Below are 21125 nucleotides of genomic sequence, written 5' to 3' on the forward strand. Positions count from 1 at the left end.
TCGAATGTAGCCCAGGTTTCCGCCGGACGTGCCGGAAACGGCGACGAACCCGCCGGTCCCGCTCTGGCGGTGCCGGATGGACGGGCGGACGATGAAGTGGAAGGAGCCGTTGACTGCGGAGGGAGCGGTCATGCTCGAAGTGAAGGCAGCGGACAAGCCTGACGAGCGGCGTGATTTCCCCCGGGGCCACCTGGAGGCCGTCCATCTGACCGGACTCGACTTCGCGGTCGGGACCTTCGAGCCCGGCTGGCGCTGGTCGGAGTCCGTCGCCCCGATCGCCGGCACGCAGAGCTGCCAGTTCCACCACAACGGCTATGTCGTCCGGGGGCGGATGCACATCCGCATGGACGACGGGGCCGAGGAGGAGCTCGGGCCCGGCGACGTCTTCGTCTGCTCGGCCGGGCACGACGCGTGGGTCGAGGGCGACGATCCCGTCGTGGTCCTGGACTTCGCGGGTCCCATGGCACAGGAGTACGCGAGGGCGGACCGCGGATAGCGGCGCAGGGAGAAGGCCTGCGGGGACCCGCAGGGCGTGCGGGTCCCCGCCGCGCCGTACGCGGGCGTCCTCGCCGGGTTTCCCCGCGCCGTATCCGGGGTGGGTCCTCGCCGAGGGCGGCGTGCCGGGTGAGTTTCCGGGCGCCGTCGCGTCACCAGCGGCCGGGTGACGTACCGGTGATCGGGGACGAGGGCCGGCCGTCCGGGCCGACCGGGACGTCCCCGGCGAGCATCACCCGGTGCATGATCCGCGGATGCTCGGGGCCGACGAGGTCGCTCGGGGCCAGATGAACGGTGGCCCGGTTGTCCCAGAAGGCCACGCTGCCGGCCTCCCAGCGGAAACGGACCGTGTACTCCGGGCGCGTGGCCTGCTCCAGGAGCATCTGCAGGATGTGCGCGCTCTCCGCGCGTGACAGGCCGAGGATCTGCTCGACGTAGTAGCCGTTCACGAACAGCACCCGTTCGCCCGTCTCCGGGTGCACCCGGACCAGTGGATGCTCCGTGGCCACCTGGTGGTCCAGCAGATGACGCAGGTACGCGTCGTCGCCGGGCCGAGGCTGGTATCCGACGCCGAGCCGGTGCTCGGCGCGCAGGCTGTCGGCGAAACGCCGGACGGGCTCCGACAGACCCGCGTAGGCGGCTGCGAGGTTGGACCACTGGGTGTCCCCGCCGTACGGGGGCACGCTCTCGGCGCGCAGGATGGTCGCGGCGGGCGGATCGACGCGGGCGCCGTGGTCGCAGTGCCAGCCCCGCAACAGCGAGTGGCGCCTGCGCCGCAGCCACTCGTCGTGGTCCATGCCGTAGCGCCCGCCCAGCTCCAGCCGGTCGGCCGTGGTCTCCACCTCCGGGAAGTCCCGCGGTGAGGCACTGCCGCGCCTGCCCAGGACGACGGGCTCGCCGAACCGCCGGGCGAGCGCGACGTGCGCCGTGTGGTCCAGTTTCTGGTCCCGGAAGAACACCACCTTCCAGCGCAGCACGGCCGACCTGATCGTGGAGACCGCCGCGTCCGGCAGGTCGCCGGCCAGGTCGACCCCGGTGATCTCGGCACCGATGTGGCCCGCGACGGGCCTCACCTCGACCGCGGTACCACTGTCCGTCGTCATACGGGCTCCGTCCGTGGTGGGTCAGGACCTCACGGGGCAAGCATCGCCCGCCGCCGGCTCGTGCGAAAGATCACACAGGCTGCGTACGAGTGACCCGTCAGCCCTCGCCATGTCGGTCCTTTTGCCGTCCCATTGCCGTCCCATGGGCAATTGGCGACACGGCTGTCGTCATGATGGTTCGGCATTGGTAAGGCATGCCTTCGCTAACCTGCACGACCGACGGCGGGGGGCATGCCGGGGAGGGCCGCATGTGGGATGACGCGTTTCCGAGCTTTCTCATCGGACTGAGGGAAGGGCTCGAAGGCGGACTCATCGTCTCCATCCTCGTCGCGACCCTCGTGAGAGCCGGTGCGAAGTCCCGGCTGCCCCAGGTGTGGACCGGAGTCCTCGCCGCGATCGCGCTCGCGATGAGCTTCGGCGCTGTGTTGACGTTCACCGCGGCATCCCTGTCCGCGACCGCCCAGGAGGCGTTCGGCGGCACCCTCAGCGTGATCGCCGTCGCGTTCGTCACCGCGATGGTCTTCTGGATGCGCCGCTCGGCCCGCAGTCTCTCCGGCGAGATCAAGGAGAAGGTCACCGGCGCGCTCGCGATGGGCGCCGGCATGCTGATCCTCACCTCGTTCCTCGCGGTGGGCCGCGAGGGCCTGGAGACGGCTCTGTTCCTGTGGACCACGGCGCGCGCGGCCGGGGAGTCGGCGGGTCCGATGGCGGGCGCCGGGATCGGCCTCGTCCTCGCGGCCGGCCTGTGCTGGGGTCTGTACCGCCGCGTCCTGAAGATCAACCTGACCAGGTTCTTCACCGCGACCGGCGCCGTCCTCATCGTCATAGCCGCCGGGGTGCTGGGCTACGGCCTGCGCGATCTGCAGGAGGGCGGGGTCCTGCCGGGCGGCACCGCCTATGCCGTGGACCTCGGCGGCAGCGTCGACGCCGGTTCCTGGTACAGCACCCTGATCCAGGGCGTGTTCAACCTGACGCCGACGATGACGTGGCTGCAGGTCGTCGCCTACGCCGGATACCTCGCCGTGGTGATGACGCTGTTCGTACGCGGCGTGCGCGGGGCCGGGGCCACGGCCACCCGGGCGAAGCCCACGCCGGCCGACCGGGCGAAGCCCGCGGTGAAGGCGAAGGAGGACCTCAAGGCGGAGGAGGGCGGCCGGGGCCCGCCGCCAAGGCACCGCAAACCCCGTCCGACACCCCGGCCCGCCGCCGCCCCGTCTGGGCCGTCCCCGTCGCCGTCGTCGCCGTCCCCTCCGTCGTGGCAGGGCTGATCGTCGCCGTCAGCGGCTCCGAGCCCGGCGGCAGCCAGACCGTCGCCGTGTCCGAGACCGAGTGCGGCAAGGGCTTCACCCCGCCCGAGCCCGGCCGGCAGACCTTCCAGATGCACAACACCGGCGACAAGACCTCCGAGGTGTACCTGGTCGACCCGGCCACCAACGCGGTGTACGGCGAGATCGAGGGCCTTGCCCCCGGCACCACGCGCGACCTCGTCGCCACCGTCGCGGGCGGCAGCTACGCCTGGCGCTGCGTGCCCACCGGTGGCAAGGCCGTCACCTCCAAGGCGGTCCGCGTGAGCGGCGGCGCCGGCGCCAAGGCCGTCGTCCCCGTCTCCGAGAAGGACCTCGCCGCGCCCCTGGCCGCGTACCGGACGTACGTCGAACAGGGCCTGGCCACCCTCGTCACCCAGACCCGCAAGCTCAGCGACGACGTCTCCGCGGGCCACCTCGACGCGGCCCGCGCCGACTGGCTGACGGCCCACCGCACGTACTCCTCGCTGGGCGCCGCCTACGGCACCTTCGAGGACTTCGACCAGAAGATCAACGGCCGTCCCGACGGCCTGCCCGGCGGGGTGAACGACAAGGACTTCACAGGCTTCCACCGCCTGGAGTACGGGCTGTGGCACGGCCAGTCCGCGGACCGGCTCAAGGCCCCCGCCCAGCAGCTCGCCGACGATGCCGCCGGACTGCGGAAGGCGTTCCCCACCCAGACCTTCGACCCGGGCGACCTGCCCCTGCGTGCCCACGAGATCCTGGAGAACACGCTCCAGTTCGAGCTGAGCGGCGACGCCGACCAGGGCAGCGGCACCGAACTGGCCACCGCGGACGCCAACCTGGCCGGCACGCGCGAGCTCCTCACCGTCCTCAAGCCGCTGCTGACCACCCGCGCCCCGAAGCTGCTGCCCACCGTGGACGCGGACGTCGCCCGGGTGCAGAAGCTGCTCGACGCCGCCCACCACGGCGACTCCTGGACCCCCGTCGACCGGCTCGACGAGACCGCCCGTGACCGGCTGAACGGGGCCACCGGACAGCTCCTGGAGGACCTCGCCCCCATCCCGGACCTGCTCGAGATCCGGAAGTCCGCCTGATGGGGCGGGAGCGCGCCGCCAACGCCCGTACCGAAGCCGAGAACGCACACGCCGAAGGGAACCGCTCCATGCCGTCCGCCGAAACGCCCGCCCCTCAGGGCGGCTGCCCCGCCGGTCACGGTCGCCGCTCCTTCGTGAAGACGGCCCTGGGCGCAGGGGCCGCGGGCGCGGTCCTGGTCGGCGGCGGCCTCGCCCTCAGCCAGGCCGGCACCGGCGAGGCGCACGCGGCGGACGACACGAACACCACGAAGGTCCCCTTCCACGGGGCCCACCAGGCGGGCATCATCACCCCCGCCCCGGCCGCCGCCACCTTCGTCTCCTTCAACGTCATAGCCGAGGACCGCAAGGGCCTCACCGACCTGCTGCGGACGATCACCGAGCGGGCCCGCTTCCTCACCTCCGGCGGCACACCGGAGGACCTCGGCGTGGGTGCGCCGCCCTCCGACAACGGCATCCTCGGCCCCGAGGTCCCCGCCGACGCGCTCACCGTCACCGTAGGGGTCGGCGCCTCCCTGTTCGACGACCGCTACGGCCTCGCCAAGGCCAAACCGCGCCGCCTCACCCCCATGCGCACGTTCCCCAACGACAGCCTGCAGCCGGCCGAGTGCCACGGTGACCTGTCGCTGCAGATCTGCGCCAACCGGCAGGACACCGTGCTGCACGCGCTGCGCGACATCGCCCGGCACACCCGCGGCGCCATGCAGATCAAGTGGCGCATCGACGGCTTCCAGAACACGCCGCGCCCGAGCGGCGCCCAGCGCAACCTGCTCGGCTTCAAGGACGGCATAGCCAACCCCGACGTCACGTCGTCCCGCGAGATGAGCCGTCTCGTCTGGGTCGACGAGGGACTGGGCGAGCCCGCCTGGGCGACCGGCGGCAGCTACCAGGTCATCCGCATCATCCGGATGCTCGTGGAGTTCTGGGACCGGGTCTCGCTGACCGAGCAGGAGAAGATGTTCGGCCGCCGCAAGGACACCGGTGCCCCGCTGGACGGCGCCCAGGAGACCGACGTCCCCAACTACGCCAAGGACCCGCAGGGCACGGCGATCCCGCTCGACGCCCACATACGGCTCGCCAACCCCCGCACCGCGAAGACCGACAACTCCCGCATCCTGCGCCGCGGCTACAACTACGACCGGGGCGTCGACAGCATCGGCAACCTCGACATGGGGCTCGTCTTCTGCTGCTACCAGCAGGACGTGCAGCGCCAGTTCGAGGCCACCCAGACCCGGCTGATCGACGAGCCCCTCGTGGACTACATCTCCCCGACCGGCGGCGGCTACTTCTTCGCCCTGCCCGGTGTGAAGGACTCCTCGGACTGGCTCGGGCGGGGGCTCATGTCCGCCTGACGGCCCCCGCCGCCGGGTGGTCAACCGGCCGGCCGCCAGCCCAGCGCGGGCCCCAGGCGCGTCGCCATGTCGCTGAGGATCTGCACGTAGTCCTCGTGCTCGAAGGTGAACGGCAGCGCGAACGCCACCTCGTCCACCTCGCGGAACGCGGCGTGAGCGTATAGCTGTTCGGCGATCCGGTCGGACGGCCCCACGAGGTCCGGCGCGAACATCATCCGCGCCGGGCCCTGCGGCGTCGCCGTGCGCGGCAGCCGCTTCGCCGCGTACGCCTCGTACTTGGCGCGCTGCTCCGCCGTGGCGCTGTCGGTGGGGATGACCACCAGCCCCTGTGAGACGCGGGCACGCTCACCGTCCGGGTGGTGGGCGCGGAACGTGCGGATGTGGGAGAGCTGGACCTCGGCGAAGTCCTCCGACTCCTCCGCCTTGACGACGCTGGAGGTGAGCAGGTTCATCCCGTGCTCGCCCGCCCACTGGGCCGAGCGCAGGCTCCCGCCGCCGTACCACAGGCGCCTGCCCAGGCCGGGGGAGTGGGGCTGCACACGGTTCGAGAACACTTCGAAGCCCGTGACGCCGCTGAAGTCGCTGGCGGGCTTGCCGCGCACGAAGTCCAGCAGCCGCTGCACCCGCTCGTGGCTGAAGTCCTCGACGTCGGCGGTGTCCGGGTAGAGCGCCTGCTTCACCTGCTCGTAGTGCATCGGCGGGCCGACGCTCACACCGGGGTTCAGCCGGCCCCCGGAGAGGATGTCGACCGTCGCCAGGTCCTCGGCGAGGCGCAGCGGGTTCTCCCAGCCGAGCGGGATGACCGCGGTGCCGAGCTCGATCCGGCTCGTACGCTGGGAGGCCGCCGCCAGCACGGCGACGGGCGAGGATATGCCGTACTGCAGATGCCGGTGCCGCACCCACGCGCTGTCGAACCCCAGCCGCTCACCCAGTTCGATGATCTCCAGCGTCGAATCGTGCCCGCGGCCCGGATCCGCCTCGTCGAACAGGCCGATGGTCAGGAAGCCCAGCTTCCGCAACGGTTGCGAGGTCGGCGGCACAGGGCTTCCTCCAGGGTCCGTGGCATGTCTGCCGTACGCCGGTGCTGTGTCCGATTCTCGCAGGTGATCGTTGCACGCACGTGAACGAGCAGCTGAGGGCGGTCCGGGCACATCGCATCAGGCGTCGCGGCGCCGGAGCGTCACCGCCGCCCCGGCCAGCGTCGCCAGCGCGTAGAGGCAGAACACCGCGAACCCGGCCCACGGCGCCAGGGTGTGCGGCTGCTGCTGGACGTGGACGAGACCCTGGCCCGCCGTGCTCGGCAGATACGGGTTGATCGCGTCGAGCCAGGACGACGGCAGCGCCTGGGCGAGCACGGGAAGCACCAGCAGGACGGCGAAGAGGGTGGCGATCCCGCCCGCCGTGTTGCGGATCAGCGCACCGAGCGCCACCCCGATCAGACCCACCACCGTCAGATACAGACCCGCGCCGAGGACCGCGCGCAGCACTCCGGGTGCGCTCAGCGAGGTTCCCAGGTGACGTCCGGACAGCGTGGCCTGACCCAGCAGGAAGGCGGCCAATGCGGCCCCCGTCATCAGCACCCACGCCACCACGGCGTACACCAGGGCCTTCGCCCACAGCACCGGAAGGCGGCGCGGCACCGCGGCCAGCGAGGCGCGGATCATGCCCGTCGCGTACTCCCCGCTCATCACCAGAACCCCCAGCACGCCGACGGCCAGCTGGGCCAGGAAGAAGCCGCGCAGACTGACCAGCGTCGGATCGAAGGCGAACCGCTCCTGCGGCGGCAGCTCGTCCCACCGGTGGGCGGTGAAGTAGCTGAACACACAGCCGAGTCCGACCATCGCGACGACGGCCGCGAGGAGCGTGAACAGGGTGGACCGCAGCGACCGCAGCTTGATCCACTCCGAGCGGATCACCCGCAGCTGGGTGACCTCGCCCCGCTCCGTGGCGGGGATCACCGATGCGGTCGTCATGCCGCACGCCCTTCCGCGCCGACCAGGTGCGCCGCCGGTGTCCGGTACTCCACGGCGTCTCCCGTGAGTTGCATGAACGCCTCCTCCAACGAGGCCTGCTGCGGCGTGAGTTCGGCCAGCGCGATACTGTTCTCGGCCGCGATCCGGCCGATCCGCTCACTGCCGAGCCCGGTCACCGTCAGCACGCCCGGTTCCTCGGTCGTGACGGACACGTCCGGGCCGGCCAGCAGGCCGTGCAGCCGCTCCGCCTCCTCGGTGCGGACCCGCACCACCTCACCGGCGGCCCGCGCGACGAACTCCGCGACCGACGTGTCCGCGATCAGCCGTCCCCGGCCGATCACGATCAGATGCTCGGCCGTGAGCGCCATCTCCGACATCAGATGTGAGGAGACGAGGACCGTACGCCCCTCGGCGGCCAGCGCCTTGAGCAGATCGCGGATCCACCGGATCCCCTCCGGATCGAGGCCGTTGACCGGCTCGTCGAGGATCACCGTCGCCGGGTCGCCGAGCAGCGCCCCGGCGATGCCCAGCCGCTGCCCCATGCCGAGGGAGAAGCTGCCGACCCGTTTGCGTGCCACCGCGCGCAGTCCCACCAGGTCGATCACCTCCTCGACCCGCCGCCGGGAGATCCCGTGGGTCGCGGCGAGCGCCAGCAAGTGGTGGTGGGCACTGCGCCCGGTGTGCACCGAGCGCGCCTCCAGCATGGCCCCCACCTCGTGCAGGGGCGCCCGGTGATCGGCGTAGTGCCTGCCGTTGACCACGGCCCGGCCGGAGGTGGGCGCGTCCAGGCCGAGCAGCATCCGCATGGTCGTGGACTTGCCGGCGCCGTTCGGCCCGAGGAACCCGGTCACGATGCCGGGCCGCACGGTGAAGCTCAGGTCGTCGACGGCGGTGCGCTCGCCGAAGCGCTTGGTGAGGGAATGGGCCTCGATCATGCCCTCCACCCTCGTACGACCGCGCCCGGCTGTCGCGCGGGACTGCTCCGGCCGGATGCCGGGCCGCTTCCGCCGTCGGTGCGTGCGTCTATGCGCCGCTCTCGCGGAGCATGTCCTCCCGCTCGACGATCTTCACTCGTTCCCGGCCCTGGGGTTCACCGAGCGCCTTCTCCGCGGCGTCCAGGCGGTACCAGCCCTCCCAGGTGGTGAAACGGACGTTCCGCTCGGCGAGGAACGCGTCCACGGCCTCGGGCGCGGGCGAAGCCGGCGTGTGCAGACGCCCGTTCGCGTGGTCGTCGAGCAGGTTGGCCACCGTCTCGTTGGCGTCGCCCTTGGTGTGGCCGATGAGGCCCACGGGGCCGCGGCGGATCCAGCCGGTCACGTACGTCGACTGCAGATGCGTGCCGCTGTCCTCGATGACCCGCCCGCCCTCGTCCGGGACCGTGCCCGACTCGACGTCCCACGGCAGCTTCGGCAGGGGGTCGGAGAGGTAGCCCACGGCACGGTAGACGGCGGTGACGTCCCAGTCCCGGAACGTGCCGGTCCCCTTGACGTTGCCGGTGCCGTCCAGGGCCGTGCGCTCGGTACGCAGGCCGACCACCCGGCCGTCCTCGCCGAGGATCTCGGTCGGGGACTCGAAGAAGTGCAGGAACAGCTTGTGCGGCCGGTCGCCGACGTCGCGGATGGCCCAGTTCTCCAGCGTCTTGGCGACCATGTCGGCCTGCTTGTTGCCGCGCCGGGTCTCGATCGAGCCCTCGTCGTAGTCGATGTCCTCGGGATCGACGACGACCTCGATGTTGGGGGAGTGGTCCAGCTCGCGCAGCTCCATCGGGCTGAACTTCGCCTGGGCCGGGCCACGGCGGCCGAAGACGTGGATCTCCAGGGCCTTGTTGGCCTTCAGGCCCTCGTGGACGTTCGGCGGTATCTCGGTCGGCAGCAGCTCGTCCGCCGTCTTGGCCAGGACACGGGCCACGTCCAGGGCGACGTTGCCGACGCCGAGGACGGCGACCTTCTCGGCTTCGAGCGGCCAGGTCCGCGGCACGTCCGGGTGCCCGTCGTACCAGGAGACGAAGTCCGCCGCTCCGTAGGAGCCGTCGAGGTCGATGCCCGGTATGTCGAGGGGCCGGTCGGCCATGGCGCCGGTGGAGAAGATCACGGCGTCGTAGAAGGCGCGCAGGTCGTCCAGGCTGATGTCGGACGGGTACGCGACGTTGCCGAACAGGCGGATCTGCGGCTTGTCGAGCACCTGGTGCAGGGCCGTGACGATGCCCTTGATGCGCGGGTGGTCGGGGGCGACGCCGTACCGGATGAGGCCGAACGGGGCGGGCATCCGCTCGAAGAGGTCGATGGACACACCGGGTTCGGCGGCCACCTCGGACTTCAGCAGGGCGTCGGCGGCGTAGATGCCGGCGGGACCGGCTCCGACGATGGCTACCCGCAGGGGGCGGGGCATGATCAGGTTCCCTTCGAGCGGGGATGGACGGCTCGTCGGGAACCCTAAGCTAAGGCAATCCTAACTTGGTACGCGGGTCCGCTCTATGACCCCATAAGGCGGACTTATGGCTTCGGTTCCGGGGCCAGCAGGAGCATCGTCACATCGTCCCGGACACTGCCGCAGTGTTCCACGAGATCGGTCCACACGCGCTCGGTCATGACCTCGGGGTCGTCGTCGGCGAGACGGGGAAGCCGGTCGACCAGTGGATAGAACGCGCCGGTGGAGTCCCGGGCCTCCCAGATGCCGTCGGAGGCCAGGAACAACCGGTCCCCCCGCTGGAGTCGACAGGTGGTCTCGTCGTACCCGCCTCCCTGGGGCAGGCCGAGCCCCAGTGGTGTTCCCGGTGTGACCTGCACCTCCGTGGCCTTGCCGTCCTGGAGCAGAACCGGCGCGGGACTGCCGCAGACGATGATCCGCACCGTACGGGCGTCGGGGGCGAACTCGAGCAGCACCACGGTCGCGAACAGCTCCCCGAGCCGGGCGTCCCCCGAGTCCACCAGGAGCCTGCGGTCGAGGCACGCGGCGACCGACGGCAGGTCGGGCTGGTCGAGGACGGCCTCCCGGAACGCGCCGAGCAGTGACGCGACCGTCGCCACGGCCGACAGTCCGTGACCCTGCACATCGCCCATCACCGCCCGTATCCCGACACGGCCCGCGCGTACGTCGTAGAAGTCGCCCCCGACGAGCGTCCCGCGCTGCGCGGCCCGGTACAGCCCGGTGCAGCGGACGGGTCCGACCCGTGGCGGCAGCGGGGGCGCGACGGCGCGCTGGGCGGCCTCCGCGACGGTGCGTTCGAGGTCGAGCTGGGCGTCGCGGCGGCTGCGCACATACGACACGAACACGCTCAGCAGCGCCACGAAGCTGATGGTGAGCAGGTCGGTGTTGCCGGGGTGGTCCAGATGGAAGACCCGGACGTGCTGGAGGGCGATGACCAGGACGCCGAGCACGGCGGTCGTCAACGGCCCGTAGGACAGCACGGCGAGCGGCGGAATGGCGCCGAGCAGGAAGCCGATGTCCAGGGGCTCGGGGGCGACGAGCGTGACGACACACACGAAGACCAGCAGCACCAGCGGCAGCGCCCGCACCGACCGCGGGGGCGGCGCCCCGCGCAGCCAGCTCCGGCTGTCGGCCTCCCGGCGCCCCGGCACGGCACGCACGCTTCGCACACCCCCAACGCTCCTACGCCGAGCGGCCCGCCGCACGTCGGCGCAGGGTCTCGTGGATGCGCCGGGCTGCGCGTATCGTTCCGCCGTCCGATGCGTCAGGGCAGGCGTCGAGAGGTGACAGCGTGAGCGCGGACGGGGCGAGGACGGCTGTGGTGACCGGCGGCAGCGGATTCGTCGGAAGCCATCTGGTACGACGGCTGCTGGAGCGGGACTACCAGGTGCACGCCACGGTACGCAGCGCCGCGCACTCGGCCAAGGTGCTGCCGTTGCACAGGCTCCAGCAGGAGTTCCCCGGCCGGCTGACCCTCTTCGAGGCGGACCTGCTCCGGCCGGGCTCCTTCGACGAGGCGATGAGCGGCTGCCGTGTGGTCTTCCACGTCGCGTCGCCGTTCCGCATGCCGGAGAAGATCAAGGACGGCCGCAAGGACATGGTCGAACCGGCGGTGGACGGCACCCGCAACGTGCTGGCGAGCGTGGAGCGGGCCGCGACCGTCGAGAGGCTGGTCCTCACGTCCACCGTGGGCGCGATCTTCGGCGACTACATCGACGTACTGGCCATGGACGACCGGACACTCGCCGAGAAGTACGTCAACACCACCAGCACCGTGGAGAACAACCCCTACCACTACGCGAAGACGCTCGCCGAACGCGAGGCCCGGGCGGCGGAGGCGGCCCAGAGCCGCTGGCGGATGGTGTCGGTGAACCCCGGCCTGATCCTCGGCCCGTCACTGACCCCCGCCTCGGAATCCGGCAGTCTGTTCCTGCTCGACGAGCTGTTCAAGGGCTACTTCTTCTACGGCGCCCCCGACTTCAGTTTCACCACGGCCGACGTCCGCGACGTGGCCGACGCGCACATCGCAGCCGCGGAGCACCCCGCGGCGAAGGGCCGGTACATCGTCGGCGCCGAGACGATGACGTCCTTCCACGAGATGTCCCGCATCATCCGCACCCGGTACCCCCGCGACCCGCGCCTGCCCCGCACCGCGCTGCCGCACTGGCCGGTACGCGTCCTGGGCCCGGCCTTCGGCCTGACCCAGGACTACATCCGCAAGCACCTCGGCATCCGCTTCCGCGTGGACAACAGCAGGAGCGTGCGGGAACTGGGCATCACCTACCGCCCGATCGAGGAGACGCTGCTGGACCACTACGAGACCTGGCGACGGCAACGCCGGGCACGCTGAGGTCAGGGCGCCCCGGCCTCAGGCGGGCCGTACCGCCCCGTGGATCGCCGACTGGTCGGCGTAGTGGAGGGACTCCTCGCGGATGTAGGCACCCGGGCCCGGCGCGTGGATCATCATGCCGTTGCCGGTGCAGATGCCGACATGGCCGGCGCCGTCATGGAAGAAGACCAGGTCCCCCGGCTGGAGAGCGGTGAGGGAGACCGGCGTGCCCATGGCCGCCTGGTCGGGTGCGGTGCGGGGGAGCACGACCCCGGCGGCCTTCCAGGCGGCCTGGATCAGGCCCGAGGCGTCGTAGGAGTCGGGCCCGGTGGCACCCCACACACACGGTTTGCCGATCTGCGCCCGGGCGAAGGCGAGCGCCTTCGCGGCCTTGGTGCCGTACCCCGTGTCGGGCAGGCCGACGAAGGCGTCGGCGACAGGAAGCGTGGGCGCGACGGGCGCCGGGACTGCTCCGGGTGCCGTGGCGGCGAGCGGGGTCGTGGCGGCGAGGGCGTCCGGACCGTTGAGCGGCATCGAGGCGGCCGGGACGGGCGCGGTGGCCGGTGGTGCGGGCATGGCGAAGGCGGGCTCGGTGGCCGGTGGTGCGGGCATGGCGAAGGCGGGCTCGGTGGCCGGTGGTGCCGGCACGGCGAAGGCGGTCGTGGCGGTCGGGACGGGCTCGGTGGCCGGTGGTGCCGGCACGGCGAAGGCGTTCGTGGCGGTCGGGACGGGCTCGGTGGCCGACGGCGCCGGCACGGCGAATGCCGTGGATGTGGCTGGGCTCGGCGTGGTGGCCGGGGGCGCCGGCACGGCGAGCGCGGTCGACGTGTCCAGGGACGGCGCGATGGGCGACGGCCCCACGGCAGAAGGAACGGCGGTGAGGGCGAGGTCCGCGGCCGGGGACGTACCCGGCAGGACCGCCGCGACACCGGCCGTCTGCCCCCGCTGCCAGGCCTGCCCGCCGTCACCGAGCGCTTGCGGCGTGCCCCAGCCGCCACCCGCCGGGCCCTGCTGCGCCGCATGCCGGTCCAGCATCTCCCGGGCCGCGGCGAGCTTGCGCCGACTCCGCTCCTTGGCGGTGGTCGGCGTGGAGCGTCCCGACTCGGCGGGAGCCCCCGGCAGGGCCCGCGGCGTCTCCTGCCACGACGCCGGCGCGTCAGGCAACGTGGCCGTGGGACCGGCCGTCAGCTCCGCCACCGGCCCGGCGGTCAACTCCCGGACCGTACGGTCCGACCCGGAAGCCGGCCCGGCGGTCAGTTCCCGCACCGGCCGGTCCGGGTTCGCCCGCTCGAGGGCGGGCAGTTCCTTCCCCGGCCGCCTCGCCGGGATCACGGGCCGGTCCCCGGCCGCCCCGTCCGGCATCCTGTCCGTCGGCAGCACCGCCGGGACGGTCGGACCCAGCTTCGCGCGCGCCGCGTCGAACCACTCCCGGGCGACGTCGTCGAGCGCGGGATCGCTGCGCCTGCGCTGCCTGCCGAGGGCCGGGTCGGTGCGCCTGCGGGTCCCCGTCGACATCGCGCGGGTCGCATTGAAGTTCCCGGTGGCGGTCTCGGCCCGGTCGTAGAGGCTCTGGATCCGCCGCTGGACCTCGTCGCGGCTCGGCCCCTCGGAGTCGCGCTGCGCCATGGGGACGTACTCCTTCCGTGCTCCGCCTGCCGGGTCGGCCGTGCAGCGCCCCCAGGCCGTTCGGGGCGCTGGGGGAGGGTTCGGGCTGGAGGCTCCGGAAGGCGTGCCCTGTGGCCCGTGCCCTCGGCGGAGGCCGTGCGACCCGGCGAGGTTCGCCGGAGGGAGTCGTGCGGCCTGTCGGACAACCTAGCCAACTTGTGTGCCTCGCGTGAAGATTGAGCTGTGAAATGTCCGAGACGTCAGTGTGATTTTCATCTTGTCTTTCAAGAAAGTGTTTTGACGTTCCGGAAGGTGTTCTGTCGGCTACCGTCTACGCCCTGGCGAGGGTCGGCAGCGGAAGCGCGGTCCGGATCCGGCCGATCAGCGGCGGAAGGAACAGCGAACTCACCGTCGCCGCCGCCGCGGTGGACAGCGCGATGCCCCAGGCGAGCGGGCCGAGCGGCGTGCAGCCGAAGAACTGGCTGAGCACCGGTGTCTGCACCACGGCCGCCAGCGCCGCCAGCGAGCCGAGGGAGGATCCGACGATCGCCCCGCTCCGGCCGCCGGCCAGCAGCGTCTGCCCGAGCTGTGTGCCCACCAGCGCGACGAGGGCGACCGTACGGCGCACCGCGCGGCCCGTGAACCGGGCGACGATCCAGGCGGCGGTCGCACCGAGGGCGGTGGCGACGGCCCGGCACACGGTCTCCTCGGTCAGGGCCGTGCCCAGCGAGACCTCCGGTCCCTCGTGCAGCATCCGCTCGGCGGCCTCGGGGCGCGGCGGGCGCAGGGCGACCGCCATGGCCGGCGCCAGGTCCGTGAACAGGTTCACCAGCAGCAGTTGACGGGCTGTCAGGGGGGAGGTCCCGGTCGCGGCCGCGCCGAGGAGGGTGAAGGCGATCTCGCCCAGGTTGCCGCCGACCAGGATCGCCAGCGCCTGCCGCACGGACGCCCACATGGCGCGGCCCTCCACCAGCGCGGCGAGCACCGTCTCCAGCCGGTCGTCCGTGACCACCAGGTCGGCCGCCGCGCGCGCCGCCGGCGTGGCGCGCGTCCCGAACGCGATGCCGACGTCCGCGAGCCGGATCGCGGGCGCGTCGTTGGCGCCGTCCCCGGTCATCGCGACGGTGCGTCCCAGTCGCTGGAACGCCTGCACCACGCGCACCTTGTGCACGGGGGTACCGCGCGCGACGACCCCGACCTCGGGGAGCAGGGCATCGAGCGCCCGGTCGTCCAGGTCGTCGAGTTCGGTGCCGGTCACCACCCGCCTGCCGTCCAGGACGCCCAGTTCGGCGGCCATCGCGCCGGCCGTGCCCGGGTGGTCCCCGGTGATCATCACGATGTGCACCCCGGCGTCCACCAGGTGGCGCACCGCCTCGGCGGCGGTGCCGCGCACCCGGTCGGCGAAGGCGAGGAACCCGACGAAGTCCAGCCCCCGCACCGTCTCGTCCCTCAACTCCTCGCCGGCCGCGCCCCGCAGCTCCGCGACCGCGAGGATGCGATGGCCCTCGGCCGCCAGTTTCTCGCCGGCGGCGAGCACGTCCGCGCGTTCCCGCTGGTCCAGCGGTCGGCCGCCACGGGTGGCGCAGCGCTCGACGACCTCCTCCGGCGCACCCTTCACCGACAGGATCCGGCGTTCCCCGAACCGGCCGATCGTGGCGTGGAAGCCCCGGCTCGGCTCGAACGGCAGACCGGAGACACGCCGCCAGCCGGGCACGTCCGTCGTCCGTCGCACGCCCGCCTCCTCGGCGCCGGCGGTGACGGCCCCGTCCGTGGCGTGCTCGAACCCGGCGCCGCCGTGCGGGTGAGGGGTGGCCCGCAACGCGGCGGCGAGAACGGCGCGTTGCTCGTCGCCGAGCGACTCCAGGGGCCGGCTGTCGCCGTCCGCCGAGACGGCGACGAGGGAGATCCGTCCATAGGTGAGGGTTCCGGTCTTGTCGAAGCACAGGACGTCCGTACGGCCGGCCGCCTCGATCGTACGGGGATCCCTGACCAGGGCGCCCCGTGCGGAAAGCCTGCGGGCGGAGGCGAGTTGGGCCGCCGACACCAGGAACGGCAGTCCCTCCGGGACGCTGGCCACGGCCAGCCCCACGCCCGCGCCCACCGTCTCCCGTGTCGAGCGCCCGCGCAGCGTCCCGGCCACCATCACCGCGGCGGCCGAGCCGAGGGCCACGGGCAGTGTGCCGCGGGTGATCCGTGCCAGCCTGCGCTCCACCCCGACGGCGGGCGCGGCCGCACCCCGGCCCATCACCGCGGCCCGGCTCGCCTCCGTCGCCGTGCCGGTCGCGACGACGACCGCGCGGCAGCGGCCGGCCGCGACGGTGGTGCCCTCGTACACCATGGACGTGCGCTCCGCGACGTCCGAGGCCAGCACCGGCGCGACGGCCTTGGCCACGGGCAGCGACTCGCCGGTGAGCGCCGACTCGTCGGTCTCCAGGTGGTGCGCCTCCAGCAGGCGCGCGTCCGCGGGTACGACGTCGCCGGCGCTCAGGACGACGACATCGCCCACGACCAGCTGCTGGGCGGGCACAGTGGTCTCCCGCTCGTCCCGCAGCACCCGGGCCATCACACCCGACTCGCGGCGCAGCCGGGCCACCGCCCGGTCGGTCCGGTAGCGCTGGAACCCGCCGACGAGGCCGGACACGGCGGTGACCGCCACGATGACGACGGCGTCGAGGACGGCGCCCACCGACGCCGACATGGCCGCCCCGGCACCGAGCACGGGCGTGAGCGGGTTGGCCATCTCGGTGAGGTACGCCCGCACGGGCGACGACGTGGGGGCCCGCTCGCCGGGTGCGGTGCTCCGCGCCTGCGCCTCCTCGTCCGTCAGCCCGGCCTCGGCGCTCCCGGTCCGCTCCAGCACGGTGCCCGGGTCCATCGCGTGCCAGGGGCCGCGGGACGCGGCGGTCACCGGTGGAGGGCGCCGCAGCAGGCGTACGGCCGACCAGACTCCGGTGCAGGTGGCGAGGGCGCCCGCCACGTTGAACGCCGTCACGCCGCGCGCCGCGGGCCGCCCCGACCGCCCCGCCAGCGCCGCCGTCGCGCCGACGGCGGCGGCCGCCTCGGCGATCCGGACCCCGCGCCGCGCACTGTCGCGGGCACCGCGGCAGGCCCGCACGATGACGACGGCCGCCGCCGGATCGGCGCCCACGTAAAGATGCGCGCCCCAGGGCGGCGTCCCGTCCGGGCCGGCGACACCGACCCCGACATCGGCCGCGGCGAGGGCCGCCCGGTCCCGGGAGATGAGCAGCACCCCTTCTCCCTCACGCTGGAGGTCCCGTACGCAGTCCACCAGTCGTTCGTCCGCCGCGCGCACCGCGTCGGCCTCGCGTAGGGCCGGGTCTGCGGTGTGCGCCCCGGCGGCCACGACGCGCAGCCTGGCGGCATGGGCCGTGGGGACGAAGGTGCCGGCGACGTCGTGCATCTGCGGCACCGCACTGATCACGGCGAGCAGCCGCCGCCCGTGTGCCAGCCCCAGCACGAGCCGTGCCCCGCCGCGGTGCAGCCGATCCCGCTCGCGTGCTCCGGCGCGCCCCTGCAAGGACAGCTGCTCGACCGGGCCCAGGGCCCAATCGCCGTCACGAGCCGGCTTCTCGGGCGCGGAGCCGTCGAAGAGCCGGTGGGCCCGCGCGGCGAGGTCGCCCACGGGCGCGTCGTCGTCAAGGGGCACCAGATCGGCCAGCACATGGGACCCGGTGGCCAGAACGCCGGTGTCGAGGAGCACGGTGCCGATACGGTCCAGCCGGCGCAGCGCACCGGAGTCCGCCACGAGAACGCCCCTGCGGGCCAGCCCCCGGCCGAGGGCACAGGCGAAGCCTTCGCGGGCCAGCAGGGGTGCCTTGGGGATCGCCGCGAGCGCACCGCCGGCGGCCCTGGCCGGGCGTCGGGTGACCAGCAGCGATCCGGCGAACGACGCCGCCGCCACCAGGGAGGACTGGTCGGCGTAGCGCTCGACCGGTCCCGGCCGCAGCGGTGCCTCACGGGGAGGTGGGTCGTGCACCGGGCCGTGGGACCCGGCCGCGGAACTGCCGGCCAGGCGGGGCTCGGCCGCGGTCCAGGCGGCGGCTTCCGCGTTCGTCTCCAGCACCCGCAGGGTGTGCCGGACGGTGTCCACGACGACCCCGACCATACCTCCGGAGCCCGCATGGCCCACCGCCGCCAGCAGCGGCAGCAGCAGATTGGCGTTGTCGGTGCCGATCGCCCGGTCCACCATCGCCCGAAGCCTCGGGTGGACGTCGATGAGCGGGATGAGAGCCGTGACCGACGACGGGAGCGGCGCCCGGCGGGCCAGACCCGTTACGGCGGCCAGCGGGGCGGCCGCCACCTGCACGGCCACGGCCAGGGCCGCTCGCCGGGTCGTACGGCCGGAGGTCGGATGGTCGGGCAGCGGGTTCTCGAGTCCGTGGGCCTGCTCGACCTCCTCGACCGCGTCGATCAGGGCCGGCACCAGTTCCTCGAGGTCGAAGGAGTCGTCCGTGCCGACGACGGCATGCCCCAGCACGGTGTTCACCACGGCCCAGGTCACGCCCGGCAGCCCGGTGAGCCGCCGCTCCACCTCCTCGGCCAGCTTCGCCGCCGAGGCATGGGGCAGCTCACCGTGGCTCAGGCCGCGTACGGCGATGTGGAGACGCCCCTCGAACCGGCGCACCCGTTTGCGTGTGCCGTCCCACAGCGAGGCGGTGGCGGAGGACACGACGGACCGCAGCAGTCGCCGTCCCGGCAGTGCCACAGTGCATCACCCGCTCCCTGCGGCCCGACACCCGCTCCGAATGACGCGAGTAGCCACAAACCACCTACTTGAACCGAAATGCTGATAAACCTCCTATTTCCACCAGATCGCAGAGCGCACGCCGGATGGAGCGCGCGAGAATTGAAGTGGCACACCACACCGACTCCGTGAGAGGAGGACAGGGGGATGGCCAGAACAGCGGCAACGACACCGCAGGAAGAGACCCGGAGGCAGCCGGCGGAGACCCATGCGCACGAGGGCGGTGGCCTGCACCTTCACACGCGTACGGTGCACCCCTCGCTGAGGATTCCGTACATCACGAGGGACGACCTGACCAGCACCGCCAGGGAGGCGACGTCGCGGATGCCCGGCGCACCGTCCGGCAAGGACCTCGTGTTCTACGGGGGGCTGACCGCGATGGCCGTCGCGGGGGCGCTGGAATGGCCGGTGGCGCTGGCCGTCGGCGGAGCCACCTGGCTGCTGCGCGGCGGCAGGAAGGGCGAACGGGGCGCCGAAACGGCGGCCGGGCACAACGGTGGGAGCCGTGCCTCGGTGAGGAGGACGGCCTGATACGACCCGGCCCACGGTGCCCGGCGGTGGCACCGCCGGGCACCGACGCTTGTCGGCGGTGGGCCGTGGTGGTCGTTGTGTGTCAGGCGGCGGCCGGTGCCGTGGCCGTGCGCTGGTGCCGTGCGTATGCGGCCCACAGTTGCCATGCAAGGCGCAGGATGAGCGCCTCGGCCAGCGCGGCGCCGATCTTCGTCGCCACGGCTACAAGAATCTGGCCCATGTCGGTCGACTTTCTGTGCTCGGGTGCGGGTGTCCGATATCCGACAATGCAGGCCCTTCCGTCGCAATGGGTGCCATAGAGGCGCACTTCTGATGTCGCTTGGGTGAACAAACGGAGAACGCCCCCGGGTGGGGCCGCGGACACCACGACCCCATCCGGCTCAGGTCAGCGCGTCGGCAGCACGCGGGTGTGTTCCACCCGTACCGCGTCCAGGGCCTCGGGATTGAGCCCGAGCAGCCGCAGGATCGTCGGCGCGATCTGCGTGGTCTCCACCGAGCCGCCGACCCGCACACCCCGCGGTGCGCCGGCGCCGGAGACGACGAGCGGGACGTCCAGGTCGTCGGCGTGGGCGCCCCCGTGCTCGGCGATCTTGCCCTTGCCGCCGGTGTACACGACGCCGTACTGAGTCACGCCGAACAGGTCCGGCACACGCGCGTCGCCCGGCAGGACGTGGAAGTAGCGGGCAGCCGCCGCACCGGCGTACAGCGTCTTCAGCCCGCTCGCGGTGAAGGGCTTGGCCGTGCCGTCGATCCCGTTGCCGGTGCCGGACCGGGCGAGCAGGTACGCCTTGGCGAATTCGGTCGCGGCCGTGGACCGGTCGGTGAGCCACAGGAGCATCGCGTCGTCGTCCACGGCGTGCGCGACCAGGTCACCGGCGCCCGGATGCGCGGCCTTCCACGCGGCGTTCAGGCCGTCGAGGAGCGGGCCGTCATCGATCCGCGTCAGCGCCTTCGGGTCGGTCGGCGACTGCCCGTGCTTGGCCGACAGGATGACCGTCGTACTGCCGTCCAGATGCCGCCGGCGGAGTTCCGCGAGGAACGCCCCGACCTCCTTGTCGACGAACGCGAGGTTCTTCACCAGAAGCGGGCCGGGCACCCCCTTCGCCAGGTAACCACCCGTCAGGCCGTCGGATCCGGGCAGCTTCTGGGCGGTCGACACGGACTGGAAGTTCATGCCGAAGACCGCCGGGGTGCCCACCTCGTGCGTACGGCTGTGGTCGTAGCCGTCGATCTCATTGAGGACGGCCCGCACCTTGTAGCCGTCGTACTGCTCGGTCGCCGCGTTGTCCTTCGTCCAGTCGTCGCCCGCCGGATAGCCGGTCGCCGCGCTGTTGATCTCGGGGGCGAACAAGTCCTGGACACCGGTGCCGGAGGGCCCGTCCAGAATCTCGTACGCCACGTGCTTGTCCGACCAGGCGGTCCGCAGCCCGGCCTTGCGGGCCACGTCGAAGACCGTGTTCACCTTCAGATAGCTGTGCGGGTAGACGGGCTTGCACGTCTTCGGGTCGACCGGCAGCTTCGACGGGTCTGTCAGCGAGCTGGCGTCACCGGTCATGTTCAGGATGCTGCCGGGCAGTCCTGAGAGCCCCTGTCCGGCGTCCAGGGAGTCCTTGTTCCGGTCGAGGTCCTCGGTGAGGTCCACCTCGGCGCCGGGCTTGGCACCCGTGCAGCCGGTGGTCCCGGCAGGGAGGAGGGCGTTGCTGTAGGTGTCGTCGTAGTAGACGCCCGTGGTGCCGGGATTCCCGCCCGTGAGCTGGCCGATCATGCCGGGGAACGAGTCGGAGGGGACGGTGGTGCTCGCGTGGGTGTACTCCACACCGCCCGTGGCGAGCCGTGCGAGTGCCGAGTCGGGGTGGTGGGCGACGTACCAGGCCAGGTCGGACTGGTGCAGCCCGTCGACCGACAGCAGCAGGACATGCCGGGCCGTGGCGCCCGCGCGGGCGACGGGGGTGTGCGCCGAGGCGGGTGCGGTGGCCGTGGCCGTGAGCGCACCGACGGCGGCGAGTGCGGCGGCGACCGCCGTGACGGGACGGGCAGGACGTCTGAACAAGGGTTCTCCTCGAGCTGTACGGAGCACGGGGAAGTCTGCGGACCGTGCACCGATATCGGAGAGGGAGAACGTGTACAGAAGGGGGCTTCCGCACCGTGCCCAGCCCAAGAAACGCATCGGTGCGCGCAAAGAGGCG

General features: G+C 72.6%; 16 protein-coding genes. 6 read left to right on the top strand and 10 right to left on the bottom strand.

Translation table 11 applies throughout. The features are described from left to right. Positions 1 to 130: 130 nt before the first annotated feature. Complete coding sequence (locus N8I84_RS37895) at positions 131 to 496, top strand: cupin domain-containing protein (protein ID WP_263234037.1); 366 nt, start codon at positions 131 to 133, stop codon at positions 494 to 496. A 151-nt stretch (positions 497 to 647) separates the two neighbouring features. On the opposite strand, the gene N8I84_RS37900 is transcribed toward N8I84_RS37895, so the two are convergent. Then, the gene (locus N8I84_RS37900) at positions 648 to 1598 is read right to left on the bottom strand and encodes a TauD/TfdA dioxygenase family protein (RefSeq protein WP_263234038.1); all 951 of its coding nucleotides are present in this window, start codon (positions 1596 to 1598) and stop codon (positions 648 to 650) included. A gap of 248 nt (positions 1599 to 1846) precedes the next feature. Between N8I84_RS37900 and efeU the strand changes: the two genes are divergently transcribed. From efeU to efeB, 3 genes are all read left to right on the top strand, one after another. Next, the gene (efeU, locus tag N8I84_RS37905; RefSeq protein WP_263234039.1) at positions 1847 to 2866 is read left to right on the top strand and encodes an iron uptake transporter permease EfeU; all 1020 of its coding nucleotides are present in this window, start codon (positions 1847 to 1849) and stop codon (positions 2864 to 2866) included. Next, the gene (locus N8I84_RS37910; RefSeq protein ID WP_263234041.1) at positions 2854 to 3960 is read left to right on the top strand and encodes an EfeM/EfeO family lipoprotein; all 1107 of its coding nucleotides are present in this window, start codon (positions 2854 to 2856) and stop codon (positions 3958 to 3960) included. Before efeU ends, N8I84_RS37910 begins: the two co-directional genes overlap by 13 nt. 68 nt (positions 3961 to 4028) lie before the next feature. Next, complete coding sequence (gene efeB, locus N8I84_RS37915; protein ID WP_263234042.1) at positions 4029 to 5309, top strand: iron uptake transporter deferrochelatase/peroxidase subunit; 1281 nt, start codon at positions 4029 to 4031, stop codon at positions 5307 to 5309. A 20-nt stretch (positions 5310 to 5329) separates the two neighbouring features. On the opposite strand, the gene N8I84_RS37920 is transcribed toward efeB, so the two are convergent. The 5 genes from N8I84_RS37920 to N8I84_RS37940 all read right to left on the bottom strand — a co-directional run bounded on the left by N8I84_RS37920 (position 5330) and on the right by N8I84_RS37940 (position 10878). Further along, positions 5330 to 6349, bottom strand: a complete 1020-nt coding sequence (locus N8I84_RS37920; RefSeq protein WP_263234043.1) for an LLM class flavin-dependent oxidoreductase — start codon at positions 6347 to 6349, stop codon at positions 5330 to 5332. A gap of 117 nt (positions 6350 to 6466) precedes the next feature. Beyond that, positions 6467 to 7282 (bottom strand): ABC transporter permease, encoded by an 816-nt coding sequence (locus tag N8I84_RS37925; protein WP_263234044.1) that lies wholly within the window; start codon positions 7280 to 7282, stop codon positions 6467 to 6469. After that, positions 7279 to 8217: an ABC transporter ATP-binding protein gene (locus N8I84_RS37930; RefSeq protein WP_263234046.1), complete on the bottom strand. Its 939-nt coding sequence runs from the start codon at positions 8215 to 8217 to the stop codon at positions 7279 to 7281. The genes N8I84_RS37925 and N8I84_RS37930 overlap by 4 nt, the downstream gene beginning before the upstream one ends. An 88-nt stretch (positions 8218 to 8305) precedes the next feature. Beyond that, entirely contained in the window at positions 8306 to 9670 is a 1365-nt protein-coding gene (locus N8I84_RS37935; protein ID WP_263234047.1) for an FAD-dependent oxidoreductase, read from the bottom strand. Positions 9671 to 9774: 104 nt separating this feature from the next. Next, positions 9775 to 10878: a PP2C family protein-serine/threonine phosphatase gene (locus tag N8I84_RS37940; RefSeq protein ID WP_263234048.1), complete on the bottom strand. Its 1104-nt coding sequence runs from the start codon at positions 10876 to 10878 to the stop codon at positions 9775 to 9777. A gap of 122 nt (positions 10879 to 11000) precedes the next feature. Here N8I84_RS37940 and N8I84_RS37945 point away from each other — a divergent pair, with 122 nt between their 5' ends. Beyond that, a complete protein-coding gene (locus N8I84_RS37945; protein ID WP_263234049.1) occupies positions 11001 to 12059 on the top strand; it encodes an NAD-dependent epimerase/dehydratase family protein in 1059 nt (352 codons plus the stop codon). A gap of 18 nt (positions 12060 to 12077) precedes the next feature. Here N8I84_RS37945 and N8I84_RS37950 read toward each other — a convergent pair whose 3' ends face one another. Continuing rightward, entirely contained in the window at positions 12078 to 13664 is a 1587-nt protein-coding gene (locus N8I84_RS37950) for a C40 family peptidase (RefSeq protein WP_263234050.1), read from the bottom strand. A gap of 310 nt (positions 13665 to 13974) precedes the next feature. Beyond that, a complete protein-coding gene (locus N8I84_RS37955) occupies positions 13975 to 18369 on the bottom strand; it encodes a cation-translocating P-type ATPase (RefSeq protein WP_263234051.1) in 4395 nt (1464 codons plus the stop codon). Positions 18370 to 18555: 186 nt separating this feature from the next. On the opposite strand from N8I84_RS37955, the gene N8I84_RS37960 reads away from it, so the two are divergent. Beyond that, entirely contained in the window at positions 18556 to 18939 is a 384-nt protein-coding gene (locus N8I84_RS37960) for a hypothetical protein (RefSeq protein ID WP_263234052.1), read from the top strand. 82 nt (positions 18940 to 19021) lie between these two features. Here N8I84_RS37960 and N8I84_RS37965 read toward each other — a convergent pair whose 3' ends face one another. Both N8I84_RS37965 and N8I84_RS37970 read right to left on the bottom strand, forming a co-directional pair. Next, the gene (locus tag N8I84_RS37965) at positions 19022 to 19159 is read right to left on the bottom strand and encodes a hypothetical protein (RefSeq protein ID WP_263234054.1); all 138 of its coding nucleotides are present in this window, start codon (positions 19157 to 19159) and stop codon (positions 19022 to 19024) included. Between the two features lie 165 nt (positions 19160 to 19324). After that, complete coding sequence (locus tag N8I84_RS37970) at positions 19325 to 20989, bottom strand: alkaline phosphatase family protein (RefSeq protein ID WP_263234055.1); 1665 nt, start codon at positions 20987 to 20989, stop codon at positions 19325 to 19327. Between the last annotated feature and the right edge of the window lie 136 nt (positions 20990 to 21125).

Source organism: Streptomyces cynarae (genome assembly GCF_025642135.1).
Taxonomy (GTDB): domain Bacteria; phylum Actinomycetota; class Actinomycetes; order Streptomycetales; family Streptomycetaceae; genus Streptomyces; species Streptomyces cynarae.